Source organism: Burkholderia sp. 28_3 (assembly GCF_003253915.1).
Classification (GTDB): Bacteria; Pseudomonadota; Gammaproteobacteria; order Burkholderiales; family Burkholderiaceae; genus Burkholderia; species Burkholderia cenocepacia.
The window spans coordinates 76,314-94,422 of the sequence record NZ_QKZF01000009.1 but is presented as its reverse complement, the minus strand read 5'-3'; the positions used below and the strand labels follow the sequence as shown (position 1 = coordinate 94,422).

Sequence of the window (18,109 nt, the reverse complement as noted above, 5' to 3'; positions counted from 1 at the left end):
TCAATCGCGCGGGCCGCGCAGCCGCACCGCGCGCCGGGCAGGGTGGCGCGCGATGCGCGACCGGCCGCCGCGCGGGCTGCCGCCGTCACTGGTCCGACCAATCTCACGACGTATCGCCGCTGCGTTCGAAATGGCTGCGCACATAGTCGATATGCGTCTGCATCGCGGTGCGCGCCTCCTCGGGCCGCTGCGCGCAGATCGCCTCGCACACGACCCGGTGCTGCAGCAAGAGCAACTCGGATGCCTGCTCGTCCTCCATCGTCATCCCGGCCACGTTGATCGAAATGTGCTCGCGCAACATTCCGATCACGCTCGTATGCAGGTGCAGGAACATCGTGTTGTGCGACGCGAGCGCGATCGCCTCGTGCAGCTTCGCGTCGGTCGCGGCCTCGACGGCCGCGTCGTCGTTCGCGTGCGCGGTTTCGAGCTCGCGCAGCAGCGCGCGGATCCGGCGCCGGTCGTTCGCATCGGCCCGCAGCGCGGCGAAATAGGCGGTCGCCCCTTCCAGCACGCGGCGGAATTCGAGGATGTCGTCGCGCAGCGCCGGATGATCGGCGACCAGCTGGCCCCACGGCGACGCGATGCCGGCGCGCAACTGGTCCGTCGCGTAGACGCCCGCGCCGCGCCGGCTCTGCAGCAGCCCGCGCGCGACGAGCCGCTGGGTCGCCTCGCGCACCGTATTGCGCGCGACGCCGTACTGCTGCGCGAGCACGCGCTCGGCCGGCAGCCGCGCGCCGGCCGGCCACGTGCCGTCGAGCAGCGCCGTCTCGATCTTGCGCATCACCACTTCGGTCCGGCCCCGTGCCGTCATCGCTGCCATCGTCGCGTCTCCCCGCAGAATGCGTGCCGCACCGATTGGCCCAACCAATTTGAGCTACGGCGCGGACGCGGGAATTATGCAGCGAAATCGACGCTCCGCATGCCGGGCCGTCGCCTCTGGAGCGAGACATGAACCCAAGGCCGTACCCCACCGCCCCCGCGCACGTCTATCTGTTCGCGACCTGCCTGGTCGACCTGTTCGTCCCCGAAGCGGGGCTCGACGCGGTCCGCCTGCTGGAACGCGAGGGCCTGACGGTCCACTATCCACGCGGCCAGAGCTGCTGCGGGCAACCGGCCTACAGCAGCGGCAATCCCGACGAAGCGCGCCGCGTCGCGGCCGCGCAGCTCGACCTGTTCGCGCAACCGTGGCCGGTGATCGTGCCGTCCGGCTCGTGCGCGGGCATGATCCGGCACCACTGGCCGGCGCTGTTCGCCGACGATCCCGTTCACGGCCCGAAGGCGCGCGCGATCGCGGAGCGGACCTACGAACTCGCCGAATTCCTCGTCCACGTGCTCGACGTACGGCTCGACGCGATCGCGGCCGGCGCCGGGCCCGACGAACGCGTCGTGCTGCACACGTCGTGCGCGGCGCGGCGCGAGATGGGCACGCGCATGCACGGCGTCGCGCTCGTCGACGCGCTGCCGGGTGTGACGCGCATCGAACACGAACGCGAATCCGAATGCTGCGGCTTCGGCGGCACGTTCTCGCTGAAGCATCCGGACATCTCCGGCGCGATGGTGCGCGACAAGGTCGCGTCGGCCTGCGCGACCGGCTGCGACCGGCTCGTGTCCGCGGACTGCGGCTGCCTGCTGAACATCGGCCACGCTGCGGCCAAGGCCGGCGCGCCGCTGCCGGTCGAACATCTCGCGAGCTTCCTGTGGCGCCGCACGGCCGGCGCCGGCTCGCTGCGCGGAGAGTCGCAATGAGCGCGCGCAACGCGATCCTCGCGCGGCTGCGCGCAGCCGCCCCGGATGTCGCGACGAACGCGGCCGCTGCACTCGACGCGCGCATCGACTCACACTACGCGGCACGGCGTACGCGGGTCGCGCCCGATCCTCTGGCGCTCGCGCAGACGATGCAGACCGCGCTCGCCGCCTCGCACGCGGACGTCTGGTGCGCGAGCGCCGACGCATGGCCCGCGCAGCTGGCCGCGCGGCTCGCCGACGCCGGCGTGCGCCGCCTGCTGCTCGACCCGGTCCGCGCCGAATCCGCGGCGCTCGCCCGCGCGCTGCCCGGGACGGTCGCACCCGTACCGTTCGACCGGCCGATCGACGCATGGAAGGCCGAACTGTTCGACACGATCGACGCCGGCTTCACCGTCGCGCGCTCGGGCATCGCGGCCACCGGCACCATCGTGCTCGCGCCCGATGCCGGCACGCCGCGCACGGTGTCGCTGGTGCCGCCGCTGCACATCGCGCTCGTTCACGCGAACACGGTGCATGCGGACCTGCACGCCGCCGTGCACGCGGAGCGCTGGCAAGCCGGCATGCCGACCAATCTCGTGCTGGTATCGGGCCCGTCGAAGACGTCCGACATCCAGCAGACGCTCGCCTATGGCGCACACGGCCCGCGCCGCCTGTGGGTCGTGATCGTCACCGATTCGGCCGCGCCGCCGGCCGCCCCCGCCTGTGAGGACCTGCCGCGATGAGCAACCACCCGCTGCAATTCGTCGCCCCCGGCGACTTCAAGACCCGTGCGCGCGCCGCGCTCGACGATCCGGCGCTGCGCCAGAGCTTTCGCGGCGCGATGGACTTCCTGCAGGGCAAGCGTGCGACGCAGTTCCCCGACGACACCGAGCTGCAACGGTTGCGCGATCTCGGCGAAGCCGTGCGGCAGCATGCGCTCGCGCAACTGCCCGTGCTGCTCGAACGGCTGGAGACGAAGCTCACCGAAGCCGGCGTGCACGTGCACTGGGCCGAGACCGCCGCCGACGCGAACGCGATCGTGCTCGGCATCGCGCAGGCAAAGAAGGCGCGCCGCGTGATCAAGGGCAAGTCGATGGCGAGCGAGGAAATCGAGCTGAACCATTACCTCGCGGAGCACGGCGTCGACTGCATCGAATCCGACATGGGCGAATTCATCGTGCAGCTCGCGGACGAAAAGCCGTCGCATATCGTGATGCCGGCGATCCACAAGACCCGCGGCGACATCGCCGAACTGTTCGCGGCGCACCTGCCCGGCACGCGCTACACGGAAGACGTCGACGAACTGATCCAGACCGGCCGGCGCGCGCTGCGCCGTGCGTTCGCCGAGGCCGACATCGGCCTGTCGGGCGTGAACTTCGCGGCCGCCGACACGGGCACGCTGTGGCTCGTCGAGAACGAAGGCAACGGCCGCCTGTCGACGACGGTGCCCGACACGCACGTGGCGATCATGGGAATCGAGAAGGTCGTCGAGAAGCTCGAGCACATCGTGCCGCTGTCGAGCCTGCTCACGCGCTCGGCCACCGGCCAGGCGATCACGACCTACTTCAACCTGATCTCCGGCCCGCGCCGCGACGGCGAACGCGACGGCCCGCGCGAGCTGCATCTCGTGCTGCTCGACAACGGCCGCACGCAGGCGTACGCGGACGAACAACTGCGCGCGACGCTGCAGTGCATCCGCTGCGGCGCGTGCATGAATCACTGCCCCGTCTATACGCGCATCGGCGGCCACGCGTACGGCACGACCTACCCGGGCCCGATCGGCAAGATCATCTCGCCGCACCTGCTCGGCCTCGACGCGACGGCCGACCTGCCGACCGCGTCGACGCTGTGCGGCGCCTGCGGCGAGGTGTGCCCGGTGCGGATCCCGATCCCGCAACTGCTCGTGCGGCTGCGCACCGAAGCGAACCGCAAGCCCGACGAGCCGGTCGCGCATCCGTTGCGCGGCCAGGGCGCGAACTACCACCGCGCGGAAGAACTCGTGTGGCGCTTCTGGTCGGGTGCGTTCGCGCATCCGCGTGCGTACCGCGCCTTCCGCTGGACCGCGACGCGCCTGCGCGCGCTGACGCCCGCGAAACAGATGGGCTGGACGCAGCACCGCACGCCGCTCGAACCGGCGCCGCGCAGCCTGTCCGACCTGCTGCGCGCACGCGGCCAGCCCGAATAGCACCCGCTTTCAAACCCGTACCCCGATAAATCCATGGAGGAGACACCCATGCAGGTTTGGCACCAGATCTACACCCCGCTCGGCAGCCTCGGGCTGTCGGCGTTCGTCGCCGCGATTCCGATCATCTTCTTTTTCGTCGCGCTGGCCGCGCTGCGGATGAAGGGCCACGTCGCGGCCGCGATCACGCTGCTGCTGTCGCTCGGCGTCGCGATTCTCGCGTACGGGATGCCCGTGCCGCAGGCGCTCGCGGCCGCCGGTTTCGGCTTCGCGTACGGCCTGTGGCCGATCGCGTGGATCATCGTCGCGGCCGTGTTCCTGTACAAGATCGTCGTGAAGACCGGCCAGTTCGACATCATCCGCGCGTCCGTGCTGTCGATCACCGACGACCAGCGCCTGCAAATGCTGCTGATCGGCTTCTCGTTCGGCGCGTTCCTCGAAGGCGCGGCCGGCTTCGGCGCGCCCGTCGCGATCACCGCCGCGCTGCTCGTCGGCCTCGGCTTCAAGCCGCTGCACGCGGCCGGGCTGTGCCTGATCGCGAATACCGCGCCGGTCGCGTTCGGCGCGATGGGCATCCCGATCATCGTCGCCGGGCAGGTGACGGGCATCGATGCGTTCCACATCGGCGCGATGGCCGGCCGCCAGTTGCCGCTGCTGTCGCTCGCGGTGCCGTTCTGGCTCGTGTTCATGATGGACGGGCTGCGCGGCGTGCGGCAGACCTGGCCGGCCGCGCTCGTGGCGGGCGGCAGCTTCGCGGTGACGCAGTACTTCACGTCGAACCACATCGGGCCCGAGCTGCCGGACATCACGTCGTCGCTCGTCAGCCTCGTCGCGCTCGCCGCGTTCCTGAAGGTCTGGCAGCCGAGCCGCGCGAAGCAGACGGCGGGCAGCATCGTCGCGTCCGGCGGCGGTGCGGCGCTCACGGGGTTCGGTACAGGCGGCAACGGCTCCGGCACGAGCCGCCAGCCGTCGCCGTACACGCTCGCGCAGACCGTGCGCGCGTGGTCGCCGTTCCTGATCCTGACGGCCGTCGTCACCGTGTGGAGCATCGCACCGTTCAAGGCGCTGTTCGCCGCGCACGGCGCGCTCGCGTCGACCGTGCTGAAATTTCACGTGGCCGGGCTCGACCAGCTCGTCGTGAAGACCGCGCCGATCGCCGCGACGCCGAAGGCGCTCGACGCGGTGCTGAAGATCGATCTCGTGTCGGCGGTCGGCAGCGCGATTCTCGTGACCGCGCTGATCTCGATGGCGCTGTTGCGGATGAAGCCGCGCGACGCCTGCGTCACGTTCGGCGAGACGCTGACTGAACTGACGCGCCCGATCCTGTCGATCGGCCTCGTGCTCGCGTTCGCGTTCGTCGCGAACTACTCGGGGATGTCGTCGACGCTCGCGCTGATGCTGGCCGGGACCGGCGCAGCGTTCCCGTTCTTCTCGCCGTTCCTCGGCTGGCTCGGCGTGTTCCTGACCGGCTCGGACACGTCGTCGAACGCGCTGTTCTGCTCGCTGCAGCAGGCCACCGCCCATCAGCTCGGCGTGCCGGAGACGCTCGCGGTCGCCGCGAACACGACGGGCGGCGTGACCGCGAAGATGATCTCGCCGCAATCGATCGCGGTCGCGTGCGCGGCGACGGGCCTCGTCGGCAAGGAATCCGAGCTGTTCCGCTTCACGGTGCGGCACAGCCTGCTGTTCGCGGTGATCGTCGGGCTGATCACGCTCGTGCAGGCGTACGTGCTGCCGGGGATGGTGCCGTAAGCGGCGCGCAGGCACGGCCCAAAACAAAACCCCACGCCCGAACCACGAGCGTGGGGTTTTTCATGTCGCTTGCCGATCGCCAGCGCTAACGGCCGGCGCTCCGCCGCGTGATCAGCTGCCCTTCGCGATGCGATCCTGGATGTGCTGCGCGCGGCTCGCCGACGACGGGTGCGAGCTCATCATCGAGCTCTGGCCGCCGTCCATCTGCGCGAGCTTCTGGAAGCCGGTGACGAGGCCCTTCTGGCTCATGCCCTTCTGCTTCATCAGGTCGAACGAGTAGTCGTCGGCCGCGCTTTCCTGCGACTGCGAGAACTGCGCGTTGATGAACTTCTCGGTGATGTCGCCGAGCTGCGAGCTCGACAGTGCCGCCACGCCCGGCGAGGCCGCGCCGGCCGCGCTGCGCGCCGCGCTCACCGCGTATGCGGTCTGCATCGCCTTCTTCGAGTGGCCGAGTGCGACGTGGCCCATTTCATGGCCGATCACGCCGCGCAGCTCGTCGTCGTTCATCATGTCCATCAGGCCGCTGTACACGCGCACGCAGCCGTTGCCCATCGCCCACGCGTTGACGTCCTTGGTCAGGTAGACCTTGTAGTTGATCTTCTGGCCGTTCAGCGTCATGTCGCCGAAGCCCTTCATCACCTTCGTCAGGCGCTTCGCGTAGGCGCTGTTCGCCGGCGCGATCTTCGATTCGGCGTCGCTCGACTTGCACGATTCGTTCGACAGCGCGGCGATGTCGCTGTCCGACAGCGTCGCTGCCTTGTACAGGTTGGTCCCCGCCGACGTCAGGCTGTTCGCGTCAAGGCTCTGTACCCCGCCGCATGCGCTCAACAGGAACGCCACGCCACACGCCGCCACCGCTTTCTTGAGTTGCATCCCGGAATCCCTCGATAGTTGTATTTGGGAGCGGCGATTTTGCATAATCCGGCAGAAAATTACCAGATGTTTACATCGGATGACACGTTCATTACTCGGTGGATTGACATGACGTGGCGATCCGGCACCGGATTGGCGACGAAAAGCAGGGTAATCGCCGCACGCGGGGCGGCAGCCGCGAAGGAAACGGCCGGCTCTTCGCTCAGGCCGTCTGGTCGCGCCGCCGCGTCAGACGCCGGGCGACCAGCATCGGCAGCCGCATCGCGAAGCCGGCGAACAGGCGCAGGTGCATCCACGCGAGCAGCGCGTTGTCGCGGCCGTAGTGAAAGTGCGACACGCCGCCTTCGTCCCGGCCGAAATAGCGCACCGGCGCGTCGATGCGGATCGGCCGCACGCCGGCCCAGCACAGCCGCACGGCGGCTTCGGGATCGAAGTCGAAGCCGCGCATCCACGGCTGGCGCCGCATGATCGCCGCCAGCGGCGCGACCGGATACACGCGAAAACCGTACAGCGAATCGCCGATCCCGGCCCACAGCGTCTCGAGGTCGGCCCACGCGTTCGACAGCCGGCGCCCCTGCACGCGCAACTGCGGCGCGCTCGCGTCGAACTTCGGCACGCCGAGCACCATCGCGTCGGGCGCGGCCTGCGATGCCGCCATGAAGGCGGGAATCAGGTCGGCCGGATGCTGGCCGTCGGAATCCATCGTCAGCACGTGCGTGAAGCCGCTCGCGGCCGCCGCGTCGAGCCCCGCGAGCACCGCGGCGCCCTTGCCGCGATTCTCCGGCAGCACGATCACGCGCAAGCCGGGATCGCGCTCGGCCATCGCCTGCAGCCGTTCGGCGCTGCCGTCGGTGCTGCCGTCGACGACGACCCACACCGGGTTCCACTGCGCGCGCGCATGGCGCACGGTCGTGTCGACCTTGGCGCCCGGGTTGTAGCTCGGAATCAGGACGAGATGAGTGGGCGACGCGTGCAGCTTGAACATGGAAACAGCCGATGACGAAGACGGGGATCCTGACAAAAGTGTATGACCGGCCGACGAACGCCGGCACGCTTCGTCGACCCCGGCCGCCTGCCCGACCGGTGGCCGGATCGTGAGGCTCTCGCGCTTCATGACAGCCACTCCATCGCATGACCGGCGCTGGCCTCGATCTCGACCAGCAGGTCGTCGCGGCACACGTCCGCATGCACGAACAGCGGCCGCACGTGAGGACCGGCGGCCTCGCGCAGCACGCGGCCGATCGCGGCCAGCGCCGCGGGGTCGCCTGCATCGCGCACGTAGACGCGATAGCCGAGGTCCGCGAGCGAGAACGGGCCGTGCCCCTGCCGCGCGGCCTGCTCGAGCACCGCCGCGAGGTTCGCGACCGTCTCGCGCGTCTGCGCGACGACGTCGCCGCGATGCACGGTGCGGTGCCCGACGATGCTCGCGGTGCCCGAGACGAACAGCACCGGCGTCGCGTCGCCGTCGGCCCACGCGGCGGCGCGCGCGAACGTCGGCGCGCGCGGGCCGTACTGCGCCGGATAGTGATAGGCGCTCACCTGGCGCGGATTCTCGATGGAATCGGCCGGCGTGCGGCTCGCGAGGAAATGGATCGCGAGCGGCGCGGCCGGCGACGCATCGCCGGCGACCGGCACGACCGAGCCGAGCGCGCACGCCGCCGGCACGCCGCCCGTCAGTGCGCGGCGGCACGCGTCGAACGCCTGCTGACGGCCGATATTGAACTGACGATAGCGCTCGATCCCGAACTGCACCGCATTGATTGCCGGCACGGTGTTCCAGATCCGCAGCGGATGCGGCATGCCCAGCGTATCGAGCAGCTCGAACAGCGCGCGGTACGCGTCGAACGTCGCGCGTTCGAGCGGCGTGCCGCCGTCGCGCCGCGCATCGTACGCCGCATCCGTCTCGTGCACGACGAGGCTGCCGAACACGAGCCCCGCCGCTTCGCTGTAGCGGTAATGCAGCGCACCGCGCCGTTCGCTGCGCAGGTCGTGCGCATCGCATTGCCACACTTCGCAGACCGCATCGTCCGGTGCGACGTCGGCGCCGAGCAGCGCCATCTGTACCGGTGCGACCGGCAGGCCGGGCGCGGCATCGGTCAGCATCCGCGCCATGGCGGCCGCGCGCGATGCGTCCGGTGTTCCCGCCGCGCCGATGCACACCGCGCCCAGCGCGCCGGGAAACACGCGATCGAATCCGTCATCCCGGCCGCGCGCATCGTGCAGCAGCGCGACGAGCCTCGCATGGCTCGCCTGGACGAGCCGCAGCGCGCGGCCGCCGCCGTGCGCGAACGGCGCGGCCGCAGGCGCGGCGGCGGGCAACATCGGACACGGACGCCGTTCGGCGTCGACTGGATGCACGGACACTTCGATTTCCTCACGATGCGGCACGGGCCGCGCGATCACGCGGCCCTGCACCGCGTTGCGTTACGTCAGGCCCACGCGGCGCGCTTCGTCATGCGAGCCCGCCGTTGACGGACAACACCTGCCCCGTCACATAGGCCGCGGCGTCGGACACGAGATACGCGACCATCGCCGCGACTTCGTCGGGCCGGCCCGCGCGCTGCGCGGGCACGAGCTGCTTGATGCGTTCGGCGGGAAACGCCTGTTCGGCCATCGGCGACGCGATGATGCCCGGCGCCACCGCGTTCACGGTGATGCCGCGCGACGCGAGCTCCAGCGACAGCGACTTCGTCGCGCCGATCAGCCCCGCCTTCGCGGCCGCGTAGTTGGCCTGCCCGCGATTGCCCGTCACGCCGGCCACCGATGCGATGTTGACGATCCGTCCGCGCCGCGTGCGGATCATCGGCAGCAGCAACGGCTGCGTGACGTTGAAAAAACCGTTGAGCGTCACGTCGATCACGCTGTGCCATTGCCGGCGCGACATGCCGGCCATCGGCGCGTCGTCGTGGATGCCCGCGTTGTTGACGAGGATCTGCACCGGCGCATCGTCGATGAACGGCTGCAGCGCGGCGAGCGTCGCGTCGGCGTCGGTCACGTCGAACGCGATCGCGTGCGCGGCGCCGCCGGCCGCGACGATCTGCTGCGCGACCGCCTCCGCCTGCGCGAGATGGCGGTTCGCATGCACCCACACTTCATGGCCGGCCTGCGCGAGCGCCGTGCAGATCGCCTGCCCCAGCGCACCGCTGCCACCCGTCACGAGCGCCCGCATCGCCTTGCTCCGTTCATCGCGTTTTCCCCTCGATCGATGCCGTCGCGCATCGTCCGCCGAGCGACGCCGTCACTTCGTGCGATGCGCGGCGACGTAGGCAGCCAGCGCACCGAGCGTCGCAAAGATCGTCTGGTTGTCCGGATTGTCCGAGCGCAGTTCGAAGCCGTATTTCTTCGAGATCAGCAGCGCGATTTCCAGGATGTCGATGGAGTCGAGCCCGAAACCTTCGCCATACAGCGGGGTGTCGGCCGTCACTGTTTCGAGCGGGACGTCTTCGAGATTCAGTTCGCCGATGATCAGCGTGGCGAGCTCTTGTTCCAGTGCGTTCATCATGCGTGCGGGCAGGCGGCCCATGGCAGCGGGAGGCGCCCGGAAACGGCAACCGTCGTGCACGCCCGGCGCGTGCAAATCTCCGTCCCTCCGGCGTCTGCCGGCTTCCCCGCCTGCGTCATGTGGGGATCGTTTGTAAAAGTTACGCGGATTCTAGACGATGGGTATCGGGTCGTATACCGCGAATGGTTACAGACTCGCTAGCCGGCGCCGCGGCCCGTTGCGCACGGGAATGGACGAGACGCTTGAGCCGCTTTGGATGGAAATGGACCGACCCCGCGAAACCGTTCGCCCGGTGCCATACAATCGGTTACAAAACCCGATCGCGGGCGGCCCGAAGCCGCCCCGCCGCGGCCCTAAAATGAGCGTGCCCGACCATCGGCCCGGACTCGCGTCCCGGCCGCCATTCATATGATGTTTGACGGCCCGACCCCGCGTCCGGCCACGATCCGCCCGATGTTTCCAGTGATGCCGCGTCCGCCCTTGCGCCCCGTTCCGGTTCGCCCGCCCGTCAGCCGCCGCAGCCCGGCCGCCGGCCGGTGCGCGCGCCGTGCGCCCGGAGGCCGTCGATGAGCCGGCTGCTGCCCGTCGTGCGCGGCGTCGCAGCGGTCGGCGCCGTGGCCGCGTACCAGATTGGCGCGCACTACGCGAGCGCGACACCGGGCGCGCACGGCGTCGGCCTCGCGATGGCGCTCGTGCCGCCGCTGCTGCTCGCGCTCGGCGTGGCGCTGCGCTCGCCGCGGCGCGCGTGGCTCGTGCCGGCATGGCTGCTGGCCGCCGCCGCGTTGTGGGCCGCGCGCGCGCCGCTCGCGCAGCACTTCGAATGGGGCCTGTATCTGGAGCACGCGAGCTTCAACGTCGTGATGGCGCTGCTGTTCGGCCGCACGCTCGTGGCCGGCGACGTGCCGCTGTGCACCCGCTTCGCCGCGATGATCCACGGCACCGTCACGCCGGCCGTCGCGCGCTACACGCGCCGGATCACGCTCGCGTGGACGCTGTTCTTCGTCGCGACCGCCGCCGTGTCGACGCTGCTGTTCGCGACCGCGCCGATCGTCACGTGGTCGACCTTCGCGAACTACCTGTCGCTGCCGCTCGTCGCCGTGATGTTCGCCGCCGAGCATGCGTGCCGGCGTGTCGCGCTGCCGCACGAGCCGCGGCCGCGAATGGTCGACGCGGTGCGCGCGTATCGCGCGTCGACCCACGCATCGCAGGCCTCGCGATGAATTCATGACCGGCGCGGCTCCATGGCCGCGCCGGCCTTCGTTCCCGTCTTGACCGATTTATGCCGACTCACCCGCTGGTATTCCATTCCTCGCCCGACCGGACGATTGCCTGGCGCGACGGCTCGCCCGTCACCGTGCGCGCGTTCGTCGCCGACGTCGCGCGCGTGGCCGCCGCGCTGCCCGCCGGCGGCCACGTGTTCAACGTGTGCCGCGACCGCTATCGCTTCGCGGTCAGCCTGTGCGCGGCGCTCGTCGCCGGCAAGATCAGCCTGCTGCCGTCGACGCACACGCCGGAAATGGTCCGCCAGCTCGCGTCGTTCGCGCCCGATGCGTTCTGCCTGCACGATACGCCCGACTGCGCGATCGACCTGCCGCGCTTCGCGTATCCCGACGCCGCGCCGGGCGAACCGGCGGCCGATGCGCCGTTCGCCGTCCCGCAAATCGACGCGGCGCGGATCATGGCCTACGTGTTCACGTCCGGCTCGACCGGCGCGCCGGTGCCGCACCGCAAGACCTGGGGCTTCCTGGTCGGCTGCGTGCGCGCGGCGGCCGAGCGGCTCGGGCTGCTCGACGGCCGTGCGGCGACGCTGATCGGCACGGTGCCCGCGCAACACATGTACGGTTTCGAGTCGACGGTGCTGCTCGCGCTGATCGGCGGCCTCGCGTTCAGCAACCGCCAGCCGTTCTACCCGAGCGACATTCGCGACGAACTCGACGCGCTCCCGCAGCCGCGTGTGCTCGTCACGTCGCCGATCCACCTGCGCGCGTTGCTGTCCGCCGGCCATGCGCTGCCGCGCGCGGCGCTGGTGCTGTCGGCCACCGCGCCGCTGTCGGAAAAGCTCGCGTGCGAAGCCGAGGCCGCGCTCGACGCGCCGCTCGTCGAGATCTACGGCAGCACCGAGACCGGTCAGATCGCGACCCGTCGCACGTCGCAAGGCGCGGCGTGGGAACGGTTCCCGGACATCCGGCTCGATGCCCGCGACGCACCGGACGGCGACGACAGCGGGCCGACCGTGTGGGTATCGGGCGGGCACGTCGAGGCGCCCGTGCCGATGGGCGATGCGCTCGAACTGCTCGGCGACGGCCGGTTCCTGCTGCACGGCCGCAAGGCCGACCTCGTCAACATCGCCGGCAAGCGCACGTCGCTCGCGTACCTGAACCATCAGCTCAACGCGATCGCGGAGGTGGTCGACGGCGTGTTCTTCATGCCGGACGAAGCCGCGCCGGCGCACGGCGACACCGCCCTCGAGCCGGTCACGCGGCTCGTCGCGCTGGTCGTCGCGCCGACGCTCTCGGCCGCCGATCTGCAACGCGCGCTGCGCGAGCGGATCGATCCGGCGTTCATGCCGCGCCCGCTCGTGTTCGTCGATGCGCTGCCGCGCAACGAAACGGGCAAGCTGCCGCGCGACGTGCTGGCGGCGCTCGTGGCGCAACATGCGCGTGCCACGGGCGCGACGCCCACGCCGCCGGCCGGGCGCGGCCCGGCCCGCACGCCCTCGTCCGCGCTCGCGTTCACGATTGCCGCCGATCACCCCGCGCTGCCCGGCCACTTCCCCGGCCATCCGGTCGTGCCGGGCGTCGTGCTGCTCGATCACGCGATCCACATGATCGGCGCGGCGATGAACCGTCCGCTGCATGCGTGGCGGCTCGGGTCCGCGAAATTCCTGAGCCCGGTCGCGCCCGGCGAACCGCTCGATCTCGCGTACGACGCGGCGGCCAGCGGCGCGATCCGTTTCACGGTGCGCACCGGGTCGCGCGAGGTCGCGACCGGCGTGCTGTCCGCACCACCGTCCGTGCAGGATGGCGCGCAGCCATGAAGCGCACCGCATGGGCCGAACGCCAGGAGCGCAGCAACGCGGGCTTGCTGCGCGTGATGACGTGGATCTCGCTGCGCTTCGGCCGGCCGCGCGCGCGTATCGTGCTGCACCTGATCGCGACGTATTTCGTGCTGTTCTCGCCGGCCGCGTGCGCGGCGTCGCGCGACTACCTGCGCCGCGTGCTCGGGCGCCCCGCGCGCTGGCGCGACGTCTATCGGCACGTGTTCACGTTCGCGGCGACGATCCACGATCGCGTGTACCTGATGAACGGGCGCTTCGACCTGTTCGACATCCGGCTGCACGGCGAAACGCTCGTCGACGATGCGCTCGCGGGCGGACGTGGCGCGTTCCTGATGGGCGCGCATCTCGGCAGCTTCGAAGTCGTGCGCGCGATCGGCCGCACGCATCCGGACCTGCGCGTGGTCGTCACGATGTACGAGAAGAACGCGCGCAAGATCAACGCGACGCTCGCGGCGGTGAACCCGGCCGCGCAGCCGGAGGTGATTCCGCTCGGCCAGGTCGACTCGATGCTGAAGGTACGCGAGCGCCTCGACGCGAACTGCATGGTCGGCATGCTCGCCGACCGCACGCTGCTCGACGACGCGGCCGCGTCGCTGCGGCGCGTGCCGCTGCTCGGCGCGCCGGCCGCGTTCCCGCTCGGGCCGCTTTACATGGCCGCGATGCTGAAGCGCCCGGTGATCTTCATGACGGGCCTCTATCGCGACGGCAACCGCTACGATGTGCACTTCGAGACGCTCGCCGATTTCTCCGACGTGCGGCGCGATGCGCGCGCGGCGGCGGTCGACGCGGCGCTCGCGCGCTACGTCGCGCTGCTCGACCGGTACTGCCGCGCGGCGCCGTACAACTGGTTCAACTATTTCGATTTCTGGCAAGGCGGCGATGCCGTGGCCGCAACCGCGCGCCGCGAGGCGGCGCACGCCGGCGCCGACCTGCCCGCCACGAGGGATTCCGACGCATGACCGCCGTTCGCCGCTGCCTGCTCCCGTTTTCGTCGCCCCGCATCGCCGGTGTTATCCGCGTGGTCGCCGCCACCGCCGCCGCGATCGCGCTGGCCGTGCCGGCGCACGCGGCCGATACCGGAACGGCCTGGACCCTCGACCGGCTGATGTCGACGCTCGCGCAGCACAAGTCGGGCCGCGCGACCTTCACCGAGACGAAGACCCTGTCGATCGCCACGCAGCCGATCGAATCGTCGGGCGAACTGGTGTTCGTCGCGCCGGATCATCTGGAAAAGCACACGCTGCGCCCGACGCCCGAACACCTCGTCGTCGACGGCGAGATGCTCACCGTCGAGCGCAACAACCGCAAATACACGCTCGCGCTCGCGCGCTATCCGGAACTCGGCGCGTTCATCGACAGCATCCGCGCGACGCTCGCCGGCAACCGCTTCGCGCTCGAACAGGTGTACAAGGTCGCCCTTGCCGGACGCGGCGACGACTGGACGCTGACGCTCACGCCGCTCGACTCGCGGATGCTGAAGGTCGTCAGCACGATCACGCTCGACGGCACGCGCGACGTGTTGCGCAGCGTCGCGATCCGGCAGGCCGACGGCGATCGTTCGGTGATGCGCCTGCAACCCGTCGCGGCGAACGCGAACTGATGGACGATCGTACGCGCCCCTCGCCCGTCACGCGTCGCCCACCCGCGTGGCGGCAGCGCGCGGTGCTCGTGTGGCTGCTCGCGCTCGTCGCGTGCGGCGTCGCAATCGGGCGCGCGCAGTTCACGGCCGACCTGTCCGCGTTCCTGCCGAATGCGCCGAGCGCCGGGCAGCGCGTGCTCGTCGACCAGTTGCGCGACGGCATCGTGTCGCGCCTGATCCTCGTCGCGATCGATGGCGGCGATGCCGGCACGCGCGCCGCGCTGTCGCGGCGCGTCGCCGGCACGCTGCGCACCGATCCGCGGTTCGCGGCCGTGCACAACGGCGAAGCCGCGAACGACGCGCGCGACCGGCAATTCGTCTTCGCTCATCGCTACCTGCTGAGCCCGGCCGTCACGCCGCAGCGCTTCAGCGCCGACGGCCTGCACCAGGCGCTCGGCGACAGCCTCGACCTGCTGAGTTCGTCGGCCGGCCTCGTCGCGAAGGCGATGCTGCCGCGCGACCCGACCGGCGAAGTCGCCGCGCTCGTCGACGGGCTCGACAGCGCGGCCGAACCGGCGAGCCGCGACGGCGTGTGGGCGTCGCGCGACGGCACGCGCGCGGTGCTGGTCGTGCAGACGGCCGCCGCCGGCTCCGATACCGATGCGCAGGCCCGCGCGATCGACGCCGTGCGCCGCGCGTTCGCGGCCGCGACGCAGGCCGTGCCGAATGCGGCCGGCACCACGCTCGCGATGACCGGCCCCGGCGTGTTCTCCGTTGACACGCGGGACACGATCCGGCACGACGTCGAGCGGCTGTCGACGGCGAGCGTCGTGCTGATCGTCGCGCTGCTGCTCACGCTGTACCGGTCGCCGCGCACGCTCGCGCTCGGCCTGCTGCCGGTGCTGACGGGCGTCGCGGCCGGGATCGCGGCGGTCAGCGTCGCGTTCGGCACGGTCCACGGGCTGACGCTCGGGTTCGGTACGACGCTGATCGGCGAAGCCGTCGACTATTCGATCTACCTGTTCGTGCAATCGGCGCAGGCCGGCACGCGCGGCACGGCACACCCGGCCGACGCGACGCGCGCGTGGGTCGCCGCGTACTGGCCGACGATCCGGCTCGGCGTGCTGACGTCGGTGTGCGGGTTCGCGTCGATGCTGTTCTCCGGCTTCCCGGGCCTCGTGCAGCTCGGGCTGTATTCGATCGTCGGCCTGACGGCCGCCGCGCTCGTCACGCGCTTCGTGCTGCCGCACCTGCGCGGCGAGCATGTCGCGATCCGCGACGTCTCGCGCGTCGGCGCCGTGCTCGCGCGCGCGGCCGACGCCGCGCCGCGGCTGCGCTGGCCGCTCGCGGTGCTCGTGGTCGCCGCCTGCGCGACGCTCGCACTGCATCGCGACGGCCTGTGGAGCCGCGAGCTCGCCGCGCTCAGCCCCGTACCGGCACCGGCGCAGGCGCTCGACGCCCGGCTGCGCGCCGACGTCGGCGCGCCCGACGTGCGCTACCTCGTCGTGATTGCCGCGCCGACCGAACAGGCCGCACTCGAAGGCGCGGAAAAAGTGGCCGCGCAATTGCAGCCGCTCGTCGAGCGCGGCACGCTCGGCGGTTTCGACAATCCGGCCCGCTACCTGCCGAGCGACGCCGCGCAGCGCGCCCGCCAGGCGAGCCTGCCGGATGCGAACACGCTTGCCGCGCGGATGCGCGATGCCGTCGCGCACCAGCCGATCGCGGTGAAGCCCGACCTGTTCGCGCCGTTCCTCACCGACGTCGACGCCGCGCGTCACGCGCCGCTGCTGACGCGCGCGGACCTGCACGGCACGTCGATGGCGCTCGCCGTCGACGCGCTGCTGACCGAACGCGACGGCCGCTGGAGCGCGATGCTGCCGCTGCGTGCGCCGGACGCCGCACGCACCGCGCAACCGGCGTCGAGCCTCGATGCGACGCCGATTCGCGCCGCCGTCGCGCGCGCGGGCGTGCCCGATGCGCTGTTCGTCGACATGAAGGCCGAAGCCGATCGCCTGTACGTGAGCTACGTGCACGAGGACATCCGGCTGTCGCTCGCGGGGTTCGCCGCGATCGCCGTGCTGCTGCTGATCGCGCTGCGCTCGCCGCGCCGCGCCGCGCGCGCCCTTGCGCCACTCGTCGCGGCCGTGCTGGTCGTGACGGCCGGCTTCGCGCTCGCCGGCGTGCAACTGACGATCCTGCACCTGGTCGGGATGCTGCTGATCGTCGCGGTCGGCTCGAACTACGCGCTGTTCTTCTGCCGGCGCGCGGATGCGCAGCCCGTCACGCCGTACACGCTGGTATCGCTGCTGATCGCGAACCTCGCGACGGTCGCCGGCTTCGGGCTGCTCGCGCTGTCGCGCGTGCCGCTGCTCGAAACCTTCGGGCTGACCGTCGGCCCCGGCGCGATGCTCGCGCTCGCGTTCGCGGCGATTCTCGCGCCGCGCGCCGCGACGACGATCGGTCATGGCGAACGCGGAGGCCGCGCATGAACGCGTCGTCGTCCATGCCGCCGCGCCACGCCGGCGACGCACGCCGCTGGAAGCCGACGCCGCTGATCGCGGGCGCCGCGGCACTGCACGCGGGCGCGGCCGCCGCCGTGGTCGCGCAACCGGCCACGTGGCCGTGGGCCGTCGGTGGCGCGGTCGCATCGCATCTCGCGCTGACCGCGGCGGGCCTGTGGCCGCGCAGCACGCTGCTCGGCCCGAACTGGACGCGCCTGCCGGCCGGCGCGGGCCGCCGCATCGCGCTGACGATCGACGACGGCCCGGACCCGGACGTCACACCGCGCGTGCTCGACCTGCTCGACCGTTACGACGCGCGTGCGACGTTCTTCTGCATCGGCGATCTCGCGCGCCGCCATCCGCGGTGGATCGAGGCGATCGTCGCGCGTGGTCACGCGGTGGAGAACCACAGTCAGCGGCACCGCCATACGTTCTCGCTGTCGGGGCCGGCCGCGCTGCGGCGCGAGATCGCGGCCGCGCAGCAGACGCTGACCGACATCGCCGGCACGCGCCCGCTGTTCTTCCGCGCGCCGGCCGGCCTGCGCAATCCGTTTCTCGAACCGGTGCTGTGCGAATTCGGGCTGCAACTGGCGAGCTGGACGCGGCGCGGCTTCGACACGCGGGCGCGCGACGCCGCGACCGTCACGCGCCGCCTGCTGCACGGCCTCGAGGCGCGCGACATCCTGCTGGTCCACGACGGTCATGCCGCACGCGATGCGCGCGGCGAACCGGTCGTGCTCGACGTGCTGCACGCGGTGCTGCGCGCGGCCGCCGACGCGCAGTTGCACTGGACCACGTTGCGCGCGGCGCTCGCGCCTGAACCGCCCGAACCGCCCGGCCAGCCGCGCGTGCCGGCACCCCCGTTTGATAAAATCTGACCGCGAACGGCGCGCCTGCCAGCTCTGCTGCGGCGCCCGTTCCGGCCACCGGATGCGAC

The 18,109-nt window shown here is 71.2% G+C and carries 16 protein-coding genes; 10 read left to right on the top strand and 6 right to left on the bottom strand.

From position 1 onward, the window contains the following. Positions 1 to 103 precede the first annotated feature (103 nt). Positions 104 to 820 carry a FadR/GntR family transcriptional regulator gene (locus tag DFS13_RS20250; RefSeq protein ID WP_012492411.1) on the bottom strand — a complete coding sequence of 239 codons (717 nt, stop codon included), beginning with the start codon at positions 818 to 820 and terminating at the stop codon, positions 104 to 106. 128 nt (positions 821 to 948) lie between these two features. On the opposite strand from DFS13_RS20250, the gene DFS13_RS20245 reads away from it, so the two are divergent. The 4 genes from DFS13_RS20245 to DFS13_RS20230 are packed head-to-tail and all read left to right on the top strand — an operon-like array spanning position 949 to position 5,659. After that, positions 949 to 1,746, top strand: coding sequence for a (Fe-S)-binding protein (locus DFS13_RS20245; RefSeq protein ID WP_006497401.1), 798 nt, complete (start codon positions 949 to 951; stop codon positions 1,744 to 1,746). Beyond that, positions 1,743 to 2,468 carry a lactate utilization protein C gene (locus tag DFS13_RS20240; RefSeq protein WP_111442048.1) on the top strand — a complete coding sequence of 242 codons (726 nt, stop codon included), beginning with the start codon at positions 1,743 to 1,745 and terminating at the stop codon, positions 2,466 to 2,468. Before DFS13_RS20245 ends, DFS13_RS20240 begins: the two co-directional genes overlap by 4 nt. Further along, positions 2,465 to 3,910, top strand: a complete 1,446-nt coding sequence (locus DFS13_RS20235) for a LutB/LldF family L-lactate oxidation iron-sulfur protein (RefSeq protein WP_111442047.1) — start codon at positions 2,465 to 2,467, stop codon at positions 3,908 to 3,910. Before DFS13_RS20240 ends, DFS13_RS20235 begins: the two co-directional genes overlap by 4 nt. Positions 3,911 to 3,958: 48 nt before the next feature. Next, positions 3,959 to 5,659 (top strand): lactate permease LctP family transporter, encoded by a 1,701-nt coding sequence (locus tag DFS13_RS20230; RefSeq protein WP_111442046.1) that lies wholly within the window; start codon positions 3,959 to 3,961, stop codon positions 5,657 to 5,659. Positions 5,660 to 5,770: 111 nt separating this feature from the next. Here DFS13_RS20230 and DFS13_RS20225 read toward each other — a convergent pair whose 3' ends face one another. The 5 genes from DFS13_RS20225 to DFS13_RS20205 form a co-directional block, all read right to left on the bottom strand. Then, positions 5,771 to 6,532, bottom strand: a complete 762-nt coding sequence (locus tag DFS13_RS20225) for a M48 family metalloprotease (protein WP_006477817.1) — start codon at positions 6,530 to 6,532, stop codon at positions 5,771 to 5,773. A gap of 202 nt (positions 6,533 to 6,734) precedes the next feature. Next, positions 6,735 to 7,517, bottom strand: a complete 783-nt coding sequence (locus DFS13_RS20220; RefSeq protein ID WP_012492410.1) for a glycosyltransferase family 2 protein — start codon at positions 7,515 to 7,517, stop codon at positions 6,735 to 6,737. Between the two features lie 125 nt (positions 7,518 to 7,642). After that, complete coding sequence (locus DFS13_RS20215) at positions 7,643 to 8,947, bottom strand: endoribonuclease L-PSP (RefSeq protein WP_069353911.1); 1,305 nt, start codon at positions 8,945 to 8,947, stop codon at positions 7,643 to 7,645. A 37-nt stretch (positions 8,948 to 8,984) separates the two neighbouring features. Next, a complete protein-coding gene (fabG, locus tag DFS13_RS20210; RefSeq protein WP_006490635.1) occupies positions 8,985 to 9,701 on the bottom strand; it encodes a 3-oxoacyl-ACP reductase FabG in 717 nt (238 codons plus the stop codon). A gap of 69 nt (positions 9,702 to 9,770) precedes the next feature. Beyond that, positions 9,771 to 10,055 (bottom strand): phosphopantetheine-binding protein, encoded by a 285-nt coding sequence (locus tag DFS13_RS20205; RefSeq protein ID WP_006490634.1) that lies wholly within the window; start codon positions 10,053 to 10,055, stop codon positions 9,771 to 9,773. A 545-nt stretch (positions 10,056 to 10,600) separates the two neighbouring features. Here DFS13_RS20205 and DFS13_RS20200 point away from each other — a divergent pair. The 6 genes from DFS13_RS20200 to DFS13_RS20175 are packed head-to-tail and all read left to right on the top strand — an operon-like array spanning position 10,601 to position 18,050. After that, positions 10,601 to 11,254, top strand: a complete 654-nt coding sequence (locus DFS13_RS20200; protein ID WP_111442045.1) for a hypothetical protein — start codon at positions 10,601 to 10,603, stop codon at positions 11,252 to 11,254. Between the two features lie 59 nt (positions 11,255 to 11,313). After that, entirely contained in the window at positions 11,314 to 13,071 is a 1,758-nt protein-coding gene (locus DFS13_RS20195) for an acyl-CoA synthetase family protein (RefSeq protein WP_111442044.1), read from the top strand. Then, complete coding sequence (locus DFS13_RS20190) at positions 13,068 to 14,051, top strand: acyl-CoA synthetase (protein ID WP_006497410.1); 984 nt, start codon at positions 13,068 to 13,070, stop codon at positions 14,049 to 14,051. The genes DFS13_RS20195 and DFS13_RS20190 overlap by 4 nt, the downstream gene beginning before the upstream one ends. Beyond that, the gene (locus DFS13_RS20185; RefSeq protein WP_111442043.1) at positions 14,048 to 14,692 is read left to right on the top strand and encodes an outer membrane lipoprotein carrier protein LolA; all 645 of its coding nucleotides are present in this window, start codon (positions 14,048 to 14,050) and stop codon (positions 14,690 to 14,692) included. Before DFS13_RS20190 ends, DFS13_RS20185 begins: the two co-directional genes overlap by 4 nt. Then, entirely contained in the window at positions 14,692 to 17,160 is a 2,469-nt protein-coding gene (locus tag DFS13_RS20180; protein ID WP_111442042.1) for an MMPL family transporter, read from the top strand. Before DFS13_RS20185 ends, DFS13_RS20180 begins: the two co-directional genes overlap by 1 nt. Further along, on the top strand, positions 17,157 to 18,050 hold the full coding sequence (locus tag DFS13_RS20175; protein ID WP_006497413.1) for a polysaccharide deacetylase family protein: 894 nt from the start codon (positions 17,157 to 17,159) through the stop codon (positions 18,048 to 18,050). Before DFS13_RS20180 ends, DFS13_RS20175 begins: the two co-directional genes overlap by 4 nt. Positions 18,051 to 18,109: the final 59 nt, after the last annotated feature.

Coding starts and splice junctions, on each gene's coding strand:
- DFS13_RS20250 (WP_012492411.1), bottom strand. CDS start 820: ATGGCAGCGATGACGGCACGGGGCCGGACCGAAGTGGTGATGCGCAAG.
- DFS13_RS20245 (WP_006497401.1), top strand. CDS start 949: ATGAACCCAAGGCCGTACCCCACCGCCCCCGCGCACGTCTATCTGTTC.
- DFS13_RS20240 (WP_111442048.1), top strand. CDS start 1,743: ATGAGCGCGCGCAACGCGATCCTCGCGCGGCTGCGCGCAGCCGCCCCG.
- DFS13_RS20235 (WP_111442047.1), top strand. CDS start 2,465: ATGAGCAACCACCCGCTGCAATTCGTCGCCCCCGGCGACTTCAAGACC.
- DFS13_RS20230 (WP_111442046.1), top strand. CDS start 3,959: ATGCAGGTTTGGCACCAGATCTACACCCCGCTCGGCAGCCTCGGGCTG.
- DFS13_RS20225 (WP_006477817.1), bottom strand. CDS start 6,532: ATGCAACTCAAGAAAGCGGTGGCGGCGTGTGGCGTGGCGTTCCTGTTG.
- DFS13_RS20220 (WP_012492410.1), bottom strand. CDS start 7,517: ATGTTCAAGCTGCACGCGTCGCCCACTCATCTCGTCCTGATTCCGAGC.
- fabG (WP_006490635.1), bottom strand. CDS start 9,701: ATGCGGGCGCTCGTGACGGGTGGCAGCGGTGCGCTGGGGCAGGCGATC.
- DFS13_RS20205 (WP_006490634.1), bottom strand. CDS start 10,055: ATGGGCCGCCTGCCCGCACGCATGATGAACGCACTGGAACAAGAGCTC.
- DFS13_RS20200 (WP_111442045.1), top strand. CDS start 10,601: ATGAGCCGGCTGCTGCCCGTCGTGCGCGGCGTCGCAGCGGTCGGCGCC.
- DFS13_RS20195 (WP_111442044.1), top strand. CDS start 11,314: ATGCCGACTCACCCGCTGGTATTCCATTCCTCGCCCGACCGGACGATT.
- DFS13_RS20190 (WP_006497410.1), top strand. CDS start 13,068: ATGAAGCGCACCGCATGGGCCGAACGCCAGGAGCGCAGCAACGCGGGC.
- DFS13_RS20185 (WP_111442043.1), top strand. CDS start 14,048: ATGACCGCCGTTCGCCGCTGCCTGCTCCCGTTTTCGTCGCCCCGCATC.
- DFS13_RS20180 (WP_111442042.1), top strand. CDS start 14,692: ATGGACGATCGTACGCGCCCCTCGCCCGTCACGCGTCGCCCACCCGCG.
- DFS13_RS20175 (WP_006497413.1), top strand. CDS start 17,157: ATGAACGCGTCGTCGTCCATGCCGCCGCGCCACGCCGGCGACGCACGC.